The following is a 13,222-nucleotide window of genomic DNA, read 5'->3' on the forward strand; positions in this document are numbered from 1 at the left end:
AAAAACAGGCTCTAAACGGCTCACACATTTTAATCTATCCTATTAACTTAAGCAGACATAGCCGCTTCTGTCACTGGTTCCGGAGCCAGGTCTCTCAGATCAACCGGGATGACCCTGGATACACCCACTTCCAACATGGTGATGCCGTAGATCACATCAGTGGAGACCATGGTGCGTTTGTTGTGCGTTACCACAATGAACTGAGAGTCATTGGAGAACTTCTTCACGATGTTGTTGAACTTGTCAATGTTGGCATCGTCCAACGGGGCGTCTACCTCATCGAAAATACAGAAAGGCGCGGGCTTGAGCAGGTAGATGGCGAACAGCAGCGAGATGGCCGTCAGCGTTTTCTCCCCGCCAGACAACTGGTTGATGGTCAACGGGCGCTTGCCTTTCGGGCGGGCCATGATCTCGATCTTTGACTCCAGCGGGTTGCTTGGGTCTGCGATGTACAGGTCACAGGTGTCTTCATCTGAGAAGAGCGACCGGAACACGCGCATGAAGTTTTCCTTGATCTGGTCAAAGGCCGCAAGGTATTTCTCCTTGGCCACGGTGTCAATCTCCGCGATGGTGTCCATCAGCTGGGACTTGGCATCCAGCAGGTCGTTTTTCTGGGTAAGGATGAATTGGTTTCGGGTATCGATTTCCTGGTAAGCCTCGGCGGCCATAGGGTTCACCGGACCGATGTTCTCAAGTTTCTGCTTCACCGTGTGCACCTGCTGGCTCAGTTCCTCGTTGCTGATGTCCAGTTTCTCGGTAGGGGCTTCGGCCAGGTCTTCGGGGTTCATATTGAATTCCGCCGACAAGCGCTCAATCACAGACACCAACTTGATGCGGGTATCGGTGATGGCCTGGTTCATGGACTGGAAAACCTCATCGGTGTTCTGCTTTTTGCGCTGCAGCTCCCGGATGCTCTTTTCCTTTTCGTCAATCTCGCCGCGCAGCGTAAAATAGGCTTTCTCAATCTCCTCCAGTTCACGGGCCATTTCCTTGCGGGCCACCATGCCTTCTTCCAGTAGATGGTTCTGGTCTTCCACAAACTGGTCCAGAGAAACGGTCTCGTCCTCGGCGCGGTTCAGCTCGTCCTGCAGTTGCACCAGGCGCTCCTGGTGGTTCATTACGGTCTTCTGCTTGTAGGCCAATTCCTGCTGGATGCTCTGCAGGCGGTTCTTCAATTGGTGGAACTTGATGTTCTCCTGGTTGAAGATGCCACTGACCTCGGTGATGATTTCGTTCTGTTTTTCTAAAACCTGGCTTAAACCAGAAAGCTCCTGTTCATAGCTTTTCAGGGCCAGGTTCTTGCTTTCGGCCTCCGGCATCAGGTCGGCTAACTTGTCACCCAGGTCCTGGATTTTCTCGAAAAGCTCGTCTTTTTTGCTGGCCTGGTTCTGCTGGTTCAGGAGGAACTGCTCATAGCGCACTTTGTGGCTTACCAGTTCCTGCTGCAGGTTATTGATGTCGCGCTCCTGCAAACGGATCTGTTCCTGTTGGGTAGATTCCTTCTGGTTCTGCAACACCTGCTGCAGCGTAGTGATCTTCAACTTGATCTTTTCCTGCTCTTCCTGCAGTTCCTCCAGTTCCTCGGCTAGCTGTTCTAGGTTCTGCTTGCGGCCCAGGCGGTTTCCGTCAAACAGTCCCACAGATCCGCCGGCCAGACTCAGTGGCTTTTTAATCGCGGAGCCATCAGTGAGGATGTAGGTGCGGCCGTCATTCAGGTAGAGTTCCGTTTCAGCGGAATCGGTGAGGTAGACCTCGCTGAGCATGAAGCGCAGGAGGGAGTGGTATTTCTCCTCAGCGGCAACTACCTCCAGGGCGGCTTTGTATTTGGGGGTGCTGATGGTATCCGGGATCTCCATTTCCTCAATCTCCGAGAGGATGATGAAGCTGGCGCGGCCCTTGTTCTGCTCCTTCAAGAGTTCAATGGCTTCCACGGCTTCCTCCGGCGAGTCCACCACGAAGAAGTTCATGTACGGCTCCAGGTACGTCTCAATGAGGTTCTTGTACTCCGGGTCGCAGGAGATGATGTCTGAGAGGAGTGGGGCGGGTTTCTCCCAGTTTTCAGATTTATAGAGGAATTTAATGGCCTCGGGGAAACCTTCCAAGTTGTCCACCAGAGACTTCATCAGGTTGTACTGGTTTTTCTTCGCGTCGTGCTCGCGGTTGAGATCAATGAGGTGCTGCCGATGCTCGTGCAGGGTTTCCTCGGTTTGGGCCATCTCGGCCCGAAGCTGGTTTTCCGCTTCCTGTAGCTCAGACAGGTTTTCCTGGGCCTCTTCCAGCAACATTTTGGTTTCAGCCAGGGATGCTTCGTGCTGTTGCGCGATTTCGTTTTCGTGGCCTTCCATTTCCTGCAGGCGCTCCAATTCCAACCGGTGGCTCTGCATTTGCACCTGCGTGATCTCGATGCTTTTGTTCACCGTGAAAGCCTCGTTCTGCACCTGACGCTGGGCCATGGTTTTCTCCTGCAACTGGCGGTTCAGATCGGCTTTCTGGTGGGTTACGTGCTCCAGCTCTTTTTTGGTGAGGCCCAGCTGTTCCTCAGAAATGAGTAGTTCTTCCTGAATCTGCTCTAGGTCGTTCTGCAGTTGGCCCAGGCTGTGCTCGGTTTGCGTGATGCTGGCAGTGTCAAGATTGATCTGCATGTGCAAGGTTTTCACCCGGTCCTGCAGGTACAGGTTGCGCTCGCTTTTCAACTTGATGTCGTTCTCCTGTTGGCGAAGCTGAGCAGTATGCTCGTGCACCTCTTTTTGCTTGTTCTGCAGATTCAGCTGGGTGCGGTCCAACAGGGTTTTCTGCTCCTGCAGGGCATCCTCCAATTGAACAAGTTCCTCAGAGTAGGAGCCTTTGCGTTCGGTTTCTTTCTGAAGTTCGTTCTCCAACCGCTCCAGCGCCTCCTGGTGGTGACCTATGTTGCGGCGGGCGTACTCCAGGCTCAGTTTCTTGTATTCGTCTTTGAGGTTGAGGTAACGCTCGGCGGTTTTGGCCTGGCGCTCCAGGCTCTTGAGGTTTTTGCCTATCTCAAACAGCACGTCTTCCACGCGCTCCAGGTCGGCATCGGTCTCCTCCAGTTTCTTCAACGTCTGCTTTTTCCGCACCTTGAACTTGGAGATCCCGGCGGCTTCCTCAAACAGGTTCCTGCGCGAGTTGTCCTTGTCGGTGAGGATGTCGTCCACCATCTTCAGCTCGATGATGGCGTAGGAGTCAGAGCCGATCCCGGTGTCCAGGAACAGGTCGTTGATGTCTTTGAGGCGGCAGGTGACGTTGTTGAGCAGGTACTCGCTCTCCCCGGACCGGTAGTAGCGGCGGGTGATGGTCACCTGCGAATACTCGGTGGGCAGGATGCCCTTGTTGTTGTTGAACGTGAGCGACACCTCGGCCATCTGCTGCGGCTTCCGGTTCTTGGTCCCGTTGAAAATCACGCTCTCCATTTTATCGGAGCGCAGGTTCCGGGTCTTCTGCTCGCCCAGCACCCACCGGATGGCGTCCACGATGTTGGACTTGCCGCAGCCGTTGGGGCCCACAATACCAGTAATACCGCTGTCAAAGTTAATGGTGACTTTGTCGCCGAAACTCTTGAAGCCTTTGATCTCTAATCTTGCTAATTCCATACGCATCGGCCAGAAAACCCGACCCCAACTTCAAAAATACAAAAAAGAGCGTTGAGTTAAACAATTCAGGAGCTGGATTGAGGAGGATGTTTGTTTTAGGGCCGTTTCCTGGAAAAGGGCCCGTAATCATAACCCGTTTTTCTCGCCAAAAGCCTATCCAAAGCCACGAATGCACCACCTTATATATGCCCCTGTTCTGGAAGGCATAACCCTTGGATAGGAAAAAGTGTTCATCCTTGTGGCGCCTGCTAGACCGAATAAACCGCAACTACTAGATTATGACCGGTTTAAAGAAGCCGCTTAAATAACTGTAGGTACATTACCCCGTATAGAAGACGAAGAATTCCCGGAGATAAACCCAGAGCGAAAGATGTGCATTCTCGTTTTCTAACCATTTATATAAAATTATGGCAAACGTAAATTTAGCGGTGATCTATTACAGCGCTACCGGTACCAACTACCAACTGGCCCAATGGGCGGCCGAAAGTGCCAAAGCCGCCGGCGCGGAAGCAAAAATTCTGAGGGTTCAGGAGTTAGCCCCACCAGAAGCGATTGAGCGTAACCCGGCCTGGAAAGCGCACACCGAGGCCGTAAAAGATGTGCCGGTGGTTTCATTGGCTGACCTGGAGTGGGCCGATGCCATTATTTTCAGTATGCCAACCCGCTACGGGAACGTACCCGCGCAGTTGAAAGAGTTTCTGGACAGTACCGGTGGATTGTGGTTCCAGGGCAAACTGGCCAATAAGGTGGTAAGCGCCATGACCACGGCCCAGAACCCGCACGGCGGACAGGAGGCTACCACGCTAGCGCTGTATACCACCATGTACCACTGGGGCGCCATCATCGCCGCCCCTGGCTACACTGATCAATCGTTGTTCCCGGCAGGCGGTAATCCTTACGGCACCAGCGTAAGCGTGGGCCAGGATGGCAGCATTTCACCAGACGCCCGCGGCGCAGTGGAACACCAGGCCAGACGCACCGTAATGGTTGCCTCATGGGTTAAACAAGGTTTAGGTCAAGGGGTAGCGCAAGGGTAATTGCCAACGCATATATAAGAAAAAGGGCTGGTTGCTTTATGCAGCCAGCCCTTTTTGATGGGGTGAGTTTAATGGCCATTTTTCACTTAAAGTCAATAAAATAGAGAGTAGCTTTAAATGGATGGTAGATAAGAAAATATCTTAAAAATTAGTCAACGCATAAGAGATCAAGTTGGCGCCCATGCGCAGGGCCGCCTGGTGCTTTTCTACTGGGTCATTGTGTACCGATTGATCTTCCCATCCGTTGCCTAAATCACACTCATAGGAATAGAAACACACCAGCCGTCCCTGGTAGATGATCCCGAAACCCTGCGGCGGTTTGTTGTCGTGCTCGTGGATTTTGGGTAAGCCGCGGGGAAAATCAAACTTCTGGTGGTACACGGGGTGGTTAAAAGGCAGCTCTATGAAATCAAGCTCCGGAAAAACTTTCTTCATCTCGCGCCGAGCGAATTTGTCAAGGCCGTAGTTGTCATCAATGTGCAGGAAACCGCCGCCGGTGAGGTACTTTCTCAGGTTCTGGACCTCGGCCTCGGTAAAGATCACGTTGCCGTGGCCCGTCATGTGCACAAAGGGGTAGTCCAGCAACTCGGGGCTGCCGGGCTCAACGGTCTCTTCCTGCGGCGCGATGTTGGCCTTCAGTTCCTGGTTACAGAAAGCGATGAGGTTGGGTAGCGAGGTTTTGTTAGCGTACCAATCGCCACCGCCGCCGTACTTGAGCCGGGCAATCCGGAAGCTAGGCCGCTGGGCCCAAGCCGAGCCAGTACCCAATATGATAAGCAAACACCAGAGAAGAAGCCGTTTTTGCATGGTTTTTCAGAAAAGAAGCTTAAAACGTTAAACGTCTAATAGTACGTGAATGGTATGGCAGGCGGCCAATGCAGCGGTCTCGGTCCGGAGCCGACTCTGGCCTAAGGTAACGGGTTTATAGCCCGCCTGCAAAGCCTGTGTCACTTCCTCCGGACTGAAATCTCCCTCCGGTCCGATCAGGATGGTGTACGTATCCTCACCGGAAATGCTTTTAGCCAGCGAGTGCCGTTCCTGACCTTCCACCAGATGCGCAATGAACCGCTGACCGGTGGCGGGCTGTTGCAGAAAATCCGCATAACGGGTCAAAGGGTGCAGGGTAGGCAAATACGCTTTCACTGATTGCTTCATGGCGCTTACCGCAATTTTTTCTATGCGGTCCAGGTTAAGGTTTTTACGTTCAGAGCGGGCGCACTGCAGGAAGGTGATCTCGTCAATGCCCATCTCCACAGCCTTCTCCACAAACCACTCCATACGGTCCATGTTCTTGGTGGGCGCCACCGCCACATGAATTCTGTAGCCCCGCTTCTGATACTCTGGGTGATGATGTAAGATGATTATTTTCAGCTTCTTAGGGTTTGCCTCTGCAATCTCCGCTTCATATAAACCGCCCCGGCCATCTACCAGCGTCACCGCATCGCCCTTGCCTAACCTTAACACCCGGGCGCAGTGCTTGGACTCCTCCTCAGATAAGGTGTAAGACGCGTCATTGGGTTGCAGGTCAGGGGTGAAGAAGAGGTGCATGGGGTGTAAGTTTAAAAGCCGATTTCCCAAAAATACGGCAAAAACGCTCAGGGTGGCGGGGTAAATAAAAAAAGCCTTCCATAGGATGGAAGGCTTTAATAAGGTGAAGGAAATAATTAAAATTTTAGGCTTCAACAGCAATCTCAGGGGCTCCGGCCAGGATCTCCTGGTTCGCGTAGTCGGCGTATTTGTTGAAGTTTTTGACGAAGGCTTTGGCCAAGTCGTTGGCTTTATGGTCGTAGGCATCTTTGTCGGCCCAGGTATTGCGCGGGTCAAGGATGTCTGAAGGTACGTTGGGGCAGGTAGTAGGCATCTCCACACCAAACACCGGGTGCTTTTTGAAGGACACGTCCAGCAGGTCGCCGTTGAGGGCAGCGGTGATCATGGCCCGGGTGTAGCTAAGCTTCATTCTGGAGCCCACGCCGTACACGCCGCCTGTCCAGCCGGTGTTCACCAGCCAAACGTTCACGTTGTGGTCCGTCATCTTCTTGCCCAGCATCTCGGCATAGGTGGTGGGGTGCAAAGGCAGGAACGCCGCCCCAAAGCAAGCCGAAAAAGTGGTCTGCGGCTCGGTTACGCCCACCTCGGTACCGGCTACCTTGGCGGTATAACCTGAGATGAAATGGTACATGGCCTGGCACTTGTTCAGGCGCGAGATAGGAGGCAGTACCCCGAAGGCATCGGCGGTAAGGAAGAAGATGTTCTTGGGAATATCTGCTCTGGAAGGTTCTACCGCGTTGTCAATATGGTTTATGGGGTAGGCGGTGCGGGTGTTCTCGGTAACGGATTTGTTTGTATAGTCAACGGTGCGGGTGCCGGGTTTAAAGCGTGTATTCTCCACAATGGCCCCAAACCGGATAGCATCCCAGATCTGCGGCTCTTTCTCACGGGTAAGGTCAATGACTTTGGCGTAGCAGCCTCCCTCAAAGTTGAAGACGCTGTCCTCGGTCCAGCCGTGCTCATCGTCCCCAATCAGGCCGCGGTTGGGATCAGCGGAAAGCGTGGTCTTGCCGGTTCCGGACAGTCCGAAGAAGATGGCGGTGTCGCCGCCTTTGCCTACGTTGGCCGAGCAGTGCATGGACAGGGTGTTGCGCTTGTGCGGCAGCAGGTAATTGAGCACTGAGAAAATACCTTTCTTCATTTCGCCGGCATAGCCCGTGCCACCCAACAAGATCATCTTGCGGCTGAAGTTGATGATGGCGAAGTTGCTTTGGCGGGTACCATCCACGGCCGGATCAGCGAAGAAATCAGGGGCGTTGATGATGGTGAAGTCAGGGGTATGGTGCTCAAGTTCTTCTTCACTCAGCCGCAGGAACATGTTATGGCAGAAAAGGTTGTGCCAGGCCAGGGTGTTGACAATTCGGAGGTTAAGACGGTACTCTGGGTGGGCACCCGCGTAGGCATCGCGTACGTATAACCTGCGGCCTTCCAGGTGGGCCAGCATTTTCTGGTGAAGGGCATCAAATTTGGCTGGGTCAAAGGCTATGTTTACATCGCCCCACCATACAGAATTCTCTGTTTCCGCATCGCGTACCACAAACCGGTCTTTGGGGGAACGGCCGGTAAAAGTGCCGGTGTCGCACATCAATGCCCCGTTGTCTGTGAGATAGCCTTCCCCGTTTTTCAGAGCTTCTTCCACTAACTCTGCGGGGGACAGGTTCCAGAGGACCTCTTTAGCTTGCACAATCCCTACGCCTGATAATTCCATGGTGCCTGACTTTTTGCCAATTTCTTTCATAAAGGAAGGTTTATTTTTTAAATTTTCAAAACGGAAGAGTAGATAAGAATTTTGATTTTCAAAATTATAAAAAAACTAACGTATGTTATCTTTTTTACAAAATTAATTGAAATGGCATCAGGCCTTGGTGGAGGTTTGCCCTTTCGGCCTGATTATGGTATATTTACCTTTTTGGTAAAACCCTCTTTTAAACAAACAATACTTTAATCCTTACTTTATGTCTCAAAGAGTTCATCCGCTTAATGACCAAGTCAGTAAGCATAACATTCCCTACGGAGAGCATCCCGTGGAAATTGAGAGCGGGCACCCTCCCGGGTTGTTTGTGCTCTTCTTTACCGAGATGTGGGAGCGCTTTAGTTATTATGGAATGCGGGCGCTTTTCGTGCTCTTTCTTACGTCTACTATTGCCAATGGGGGCTGGGCCTGGCAGCGCGATGAGGCCTTGCAGCTTTATGGTATCTATACCGGTCTGGTGTACCTGACCCCAATTGCAGGTGGTTTCATCGCCGACCGATTTCTGGGTTACCGAAAATCCATCATATTCGGAGCCCTGCTCATGACCTTGGGCCACGCCAGTATGGCCATGGAATCTGAGATGTTCTTTTACCTTGGTTTAGGGCTTATCATTCTGGGGAACGGGTTGTTTAAACCCAATATCTCTTCTATGGTGGGTCAGTTGTACGCTAAGAACCCGGCTAAGAAAGATGCCGCTTACACCATCTTCTATATGGGTATCAACTCCGGGGCCTTCCTGGGAATCTTGCTTTGCGGTTACATAGGGGAGAAAGTAGGCTGGAGCTGGGGCTTTGGTCTGGCTGGTGTCTTCATGCTGTTTGGCATGCTGCAGTTCGCCTTCTCTAAAAAGCTGTTCGGGAACATTGGCTTGGCCACTAAAAACCAGATTGACACTGGAGCCGAAACTGAGGTGAAAGCCCCTGAGGAGCCAGCACACGTAGTGAGAGACAGGATCATTGTTATTTCGGTACTGGCATTCTTTGTAATCTTCTTCTGGATGGCGTTTGAGCAGGCGGGTGGTTCTATGACCATTTTTGCCGCAGATTACACGAATAGGGTATTGGTAGGCAGTAGCGGAACCATCTTCAAGTGGGCCAACGCAACCTTGGTGGTGGTGCCTATGTTGATTTTAACCTTTGTGCTGGGTAACCTCTTCAAACAAACCTATAAAAGCATTCCTTTTTCCAACCTGTTCCTGGGCCTAAGTTTCGTGATTATCTGGGGAATCATCATCTGGATGCTGCAACGTGAATTCAGTTCAGATGCCACAGAGGTGCCTGCTTCCTGGTTCCAGATTCTGAACTCGTTCTTTATCATTTCCTGCGCACCTATCTTCTCCAAAATATGGGAAAGCCGTTTCAACCCATCCGGTCCGGTGAAGTTCGCGATTGGCTTGTTTCTGTTAGGACTTGGTTTCGGGATTCTGGCCTATGGTGGTCTTTCTATTCCGCAGGGTGCCAAGACTGCCTCAGTGAGCATGATCTGGCTGATTCTGGCTTATTTTTTCCATACCATGGGCGAACTGTGTATCTCTCCGGTGGGCTTGTCTTACGTGAGTAAGCTGTCTCCGCCTAGATTGGTAGGCTTGATGTTTGGGATCTGGTTTATCGCCAACTTCGTGGCCAACTACCTGGCTGGATTGACCGGTTCATTCATTGACCCAATCATTGAGAACTATTCCATCACCGTCTTCTTCCTCATATTCACCATTCTTCCAATGCTGGCCGGACTGGTTATGCTAGGACTGAACGGAACCCTGAAAAATAAAATGCACGGTATCCAATAAACAGGATTTACATTATTCTGAAAGCCTTTGCCGCCAAAAGCGGTAAAGGCTTTTTTGTTGGACACCGTTTTGGTTTAAAAGAATTGGTAAATTTGTAGAGAGAAGAAGGCAGCACCTACCGCTTTTCACCCTTGTAGGAAATAAATTTAAAGAACCCGTGCCCCCACGTAAACGACCCGCAAAAGCAACTACCCGCAAGAAACAGGCGCCTACCGGTACCTGGTGGAAGCCGCTGTCCTTGGGGGTTGGGGCCTTTCTTTTGCTGTGCCTGGGCATTGAATACTTCAAGGAAGGTGGACGCCTGGCTTTCCTGCGCCATAAAGTGGAGGAGGCTACCCAGACCAATACCATTTCCACTTTCAGCCCGGCCGGGTACGAAGTCACCGGACTTGATATATCACACCACCAGCAGCAGATTGACTGGAAAGCCGTCAAATCCCAGAAGATCAAATTTGCCTTCATCAAGGCCACTGAGGGCATTACGCACCAGGACCGGTATTTTGCCAGGCACTGGCGCCAGGCCAAGAAGCACGATGTGCTCCGGGGCGCTTACCATTTCTTTCTGCCCGCCCGTGATGCCGAGGAACAGGCCAGAAGCTTTCTTAAAAGAGTGAAGCTGGAGGCCGGGGATTTACCGCCTGTGCTGGATGTGGAGGTCACGAACCACCAATCAGATGAGGAGATCCGCGCCGGGGTGCAGCTCTGGCTGGATATGGTGGAGGAGAAATACGACCTCAAGCCCATCATCTACACAAACTACGCTTTCTATGAGAAGCACCTGGCAGGCCATTTCGATGATTACCCTCTATGGATTGCCCATTACAATCCTGACAAGAGCCACCAGGTGGCCGACCACAAGTGGGTTTTCTGGCAGCACACAGAACGGGGCAAGCTGAAAGGAGTGAAGGGCAACCTGGACCTGAATGTTTTCAACGGCACCATGGAGGACCTGTACAATATGTGCTATGAGCCAGAAAGCATGTAACCTATCTTTCCTTATATTTCATTTAAACCTGAAACTTAGGGAAGTTTAAATAAAACCGAACTATCTGGCTTTAGATGCGGTTGCGCTTGCATAAATTGCGACAACCTATCTAAACCCATGAAATCCTTTATTACCAAAGTGCCATTGCTGCTGGCAATGCCTTTCCTGCTTTTGTCCTGTGAAGAAGTTGAAGATGCTGTAAAACCCCAGAACCCCGAAGTAGAAGAAGGCACCACCTACGTGATCAACCCGGGTGGGCATGAAACGACCAATCCACTCAAACTGGTCACCGCCAACTCCATGAAATTTGAAGTGGCCTTCGATTCTACCGCGATCTACAGCACCAAGAATCCCAATAACCAGGCCGACATCAACAAACTGTACGGCATGTCAGACTGCGGTACCTTTCACCATGAGAACAGTGCCCGTTTTGGCTGGCGCTGGTATAAAAACAAACTGGAGCTGCACGCTTATTCCTACAAAGGCGGCAAAAACACTTCCACCTTTATCACGGCCATCGACCTCAAGAAAACCTACACCTGCGAGCTAACCCTTACAGATACCAAGTACATCTACAAGGTGGGAGACAAGACGGTGGAGCATGAGCGGGCCTGTACCGGGGAAGGGAAAGGTTATCAACTATACCCATACTTTGGGGGAGATGAGACTGCGCCGCATGAAATCAAGATCAAGATCAAAGTCTTGAAGTAAGCAGCCGTTTTAGGGCCGTTTTAGTTAAATAGCTCTAAAACACCCATCCAAAGAAAAGGCCCCGGTTCATGAACCGGGGCCTTTCTTATATTATTCAGCGTGCGCTGAGGGGCAGATTACATCATGCCACCCATGCCGCCCATACCGCCTGGCATTCCGCCACCGGCTGCAGCACCACCTTCTTCAGGCTCGTCAGCAATTACACACTCAGTAGTCAGCAACAGGGAAGCTACGGAAGCAGCGTTCTCCAGGGCCAGACGGGTAACTTTGGTTGGGTCAATGATACCAGCGGCGAACATGTTCTCGAACTTGTCGTCGCGAGCGTTGTAACCGAAGTCAGCTTTACCGGCACGTACCTGGTTCACGATCACAGAACCTTCGCCACCGGCGTTGGCTACAATCGTTCTCAGTGGAGACTCCAAAGCGGTGCGGATGATCTGCACACCAGTTTTCTCGTCTTCGTTGCGAGTATCTACGTCATCCAAAGCATCCAGGGCGCGGATGAGGGCAACACCACCACCAGCTACGATACCTTCTTCTACGGCAGCTCTTGTAGCGTGCAAGGCATCATCTACACGGTCTTTCTTCTCTTTCATTTCTACCTCGGTAGAGGCACCAATGTAAAGGATAGCCACACCGCCAGACAGTTTAGCCAAACGCTCTTGCAGTTTTTCTTTGTCGTAGTCAGAAGTGGTTTTCTCAATCTGCGCTTTGATCTCGTTCACGCGAGCCACGATACCGTCTTTGGTACCACGTCCGTTCACGATGGTAGTGTTGTCTTTGTCAATGATCACGCGCTCAGCCTGGCCAAGGTACTCCAAGGTAGCGTTGTCCAGTTTGTAGCCGCGCTCTTCAGAAATAACAGTACCACCAGTCAGGATAGCGATGTCTTCCAGCATTGCCTTACGACGGTCACCGAAACCTGGGGCTTTCACCGCCGCAATTTTCAATGAACCACGCAGTTTGTTTACTACCAGGGTAGCAAGGGCTTCGCCGTCAACATCTTCAGAGATGATCACCAATGGCTTGCCGGTTTGTACCACTTGCTCCAGAACCGGAAGCAATTCTTTCATTGTAGAAACTTTCTTGTCGTAGATCAGGATGTAAGGGTTGTCAAACTCCGCTTCCATTTTCTCTGGGTTGGTCACGAAGTAAGGAGACAGGTAACCGCGGTCAAACTGCATACCTTCTACAGTCTTCACTTCGGTCTCAGTACCTTTGGCCTCTTCAACGGTGATCACGCCGTCTTTTCCAACTTTGTCCATGGCATCGGCAATCATTTGTCCGATCTCGGTGTCGTTGTTGGCAGAGATAGTACCTACCTGGGCAATCTCAGAAGAGTTCTCAATTTTCTTAGACTGAGCTTTCAGGTTCTCAACCACTTTGTGAACCGCTTTGTCAATACCGCGCTTCAGGTCCATTGGGTTAGCACCAGCAGCCACGTTTTTAGAACCAGCCACGTAGATGGCCTGGGCCAAAACAGTAGCGGTAGTAGTACCGTCACCGGCCATGTCAGCGGTTTTAGAGGCTACTTCTTTCACTAACTGAGCGCCCATGTTCTCCACGGCGTCTTTCAGTTCAATTTCTTTGGCAACAGTAACACCGTCTTTGGTGATGCTAGGCGCACCAAATTTTTTGTCGATGATTACGTTGCGGCCTTTAGGGCCTAAAGTTACTTTCACGGCGTTGGCCAGCGTATCAACGCCTTTCTTGATCTTATTGCGCGCGTCTACGTCGAAAGTGATGTTTTTAGATGCCATAGTTTCTTATGATAGATTATGGTTGATGATAGGA

At 51.4% G+C, this 13,222-nt stretch carries 9 protein-coding genes; 4 read left to right on the plus strand and 5 right to left on the minus strand.

Features of this window, described 5'->3' with window-relative positions; all coding sequences use genetic code 11:
* Positions 1-47: 47 nt before the first annotated feature.
* Entirely contained in the window at positions 48-3,608 is a 3,561-nt protein-coding gene (smc, locus tag J3P34_RS11085; protein ID WP_210488716.1) for a chromosome segregation protein SMC, read from the minus strand.
* Between the two features lie 407 nt (positions 3,609-4,015).
* Here smc and wrbA point away from each other — a divergent pair, with 407 nt between their 5' ends.
* Positions 4,016-4,645: an NAD(P)H:quinone oxidoreductase gene (gene wrbA / locus J3P34_RS11090; RefSeq protein WP_210488719.1), complete on the plus strand. Its 630-nt coding sequence runs from the start codon at positions 4,016-4,018 to the stop codon at positions 4,643-4,645.
* A 141-nt stretch (positions 4,646-4,786) separates the two neighbouring features.
* On the opposite strand, the gene J3P34_RS11095 is transcribed toward wrbA, so the two are convergent.
* The 3 genes from J3P34_RS11095 to pckA form a co-directional block, all read right to left on the minus strand.
* Positions 4,787-5,452: a DUF4159 domain-containing protein gene (locus tag J3P34_RS11095; RefSeq protein ID WP_210488722.1), complete on the minus strand. Its 666-nt coding sequence runs from the start codon at positions 5,450-5,452 to the stop codon at positions 4,787-4,789.
* A 27-nt stretch (positions 5,453-5,479) separates the two neighbouring features.
* Positions 5,480-6,193, minus strand: coding sequence for a 16S rRNA (uracil(1498)-N(3))-methyltransferase (locus J3P34_RS11100; RefSeq protein ID WP_210488724.1), 714 nt, complete (start codon positions 6,191-6,193; stop codon positions 5,480-5,482).
* 124 nt (positions 6,194-6,317) lie between these two features.
* Positions 6,318-7,931: a phosphoenolpyruvate carboxykinase (ATP) gene (pckA, locus tag J3P34_RS11105; RefSeq protein WP_210488726.1), complete on the minus strand. Its 1,614-nt coding sequence runs from the start codon at positions 7,929-7,931 to the stop codon at positions 6,318-6,320.
* Between the two features lie 217 nt (positions 7,932-8,148).
* Here pckA and J3P34_RS11110 point away from each other — a divergent pair, with 217 nt between their 5' ends.
* The 3 genes from J3P34_RS11110 (at position 8,149) to J3P34_RS11120 (ending at position 11,428) form a co-directional block, all read left to right on the plus strand.
* Positions 8,149-9,732: a peptide MFS transporter gene (locus tag J3P34_RS11110; RefSeq protein WP_210488728.1), complete on the plus strand. Its 1,584-nt coding sequence runs from the start codon at positions 8,149-8,151 to the stop codon at positions 9,730-9,732.
* A gap of 157 nt (positions 9,733-9,889) precedes the next feature.
* Positions 9,890-10,717: a glycoside hydrolase family 25 protein gene (locus tag J3P34_RS11115; RefSeq protein ID WP_210488730.1), complete on the plus strand. Its 828-nt coding sequence runs from the start codon at positions 9,890-9,892 to the stop codon at positions 10,715-10,717.
* Positions 10,718-10,834: 117 nt separating this feature from the next.
* Positions 10,835-11,428 carry a hypothetical protein gene (locus J3P34_RS11120; RefSeq protein WP_246853682.1) on the plus strand — a complete coding sequence of 198 codons (594 nt, stop codon included), beginning with the start codon at positions 10,835-10,837 and terminating at the stop codon, positions 11,426-11,428.
* Between the two features lie 116 nt (positions 11,429-11,544).
* On the opposite strand, the gene groL is transcribed toward J3P34_RS11120, so the two are convergent.
* Positions 11,545-13,188 (minus strand): chaperonin GroEL, encoded by a 1,644-nt coding sequence (gene groL / locus J3P34_RS11125; RefSeq protein WP_210464746.1) that lies wholly within the window; start codon positions 13,186-13,188, stop codon positions 11,545-11,547.
* Positions 13,189-13,222: the final 34 nt, after the last annotated feature.

Origin of the sequence: Rufibacter aurantiacus (genome assembly GCF_017916345.1) — a bacterium.
Taxonomy (GTDB): domain Bacteria; phylum Bacteroidota; class Bacteroidia; order Cytophagales; family Hymenobacteraceae; genus Nibribacter; species Nibribacter roseolus.

What these genes read in the sequence shown, in the direction of transcription:
- smc (WP_210488716.1), bottom strand. Translation starts at nt 3,608, where the DNA reads ATGGAATTAGCAAGATTAGAGATCAAAGGCTTCAAGAGTTTCGGCGAC.
- wrbA (WP_210488719.1), top strand. Translation starts at nt 4,016, where the DNA reads ATGGCAAACGTAAATTTAGCGGTGATCTATTACAGCGCTACCGGTACC.
- J3P34_RS11095 (WP_210488722.1), bottom strand. Translation starts at nt 5,452, where the DNA reads ATGCAAAAACGGCTTCTTCTCTGGTGTTTGCTTATCATATTGGGTACT.
- J3P34_RS11100 (WP_210488724.1), bottom strand. Translation starts at nt 6,193, where the DNA reads ATGCACCTCTTCTTCACCCCTGACCTGCAACCCAATGACGCGTCTTAC.
- pckA (WP_210488726.1), bottom strand. Translation starts at nt 7,931, where the DNA reads ATGAAAGAAATTGGCAAAAAGTCAGGCACCATGGAATTATCAGGCGTA.
- J3P34_RS11110 (WP_210488728.1), top strand. Translation starts at nt 8,149, where the DNA reads ATGTCTCAAAGAGTTCATCCGCTTAATGACCAAGTCAGTAAGCATAAC.
- J3P34_RS11120 (WP_246853682.1), top strand. Translation starts at nt 10,835, where the DNA reads ATGAAATCCTTTATTACCAAAGTGCCATTGCTGCTGGCAATGCCTTTC.
- groL (WP_210464746.1), bottom strand. Translation starts at nt 13,188, where the DNA reads ATGGCATCTAAAAACATCACTTTCGACGTAGACGCGCGCAATAAGATC.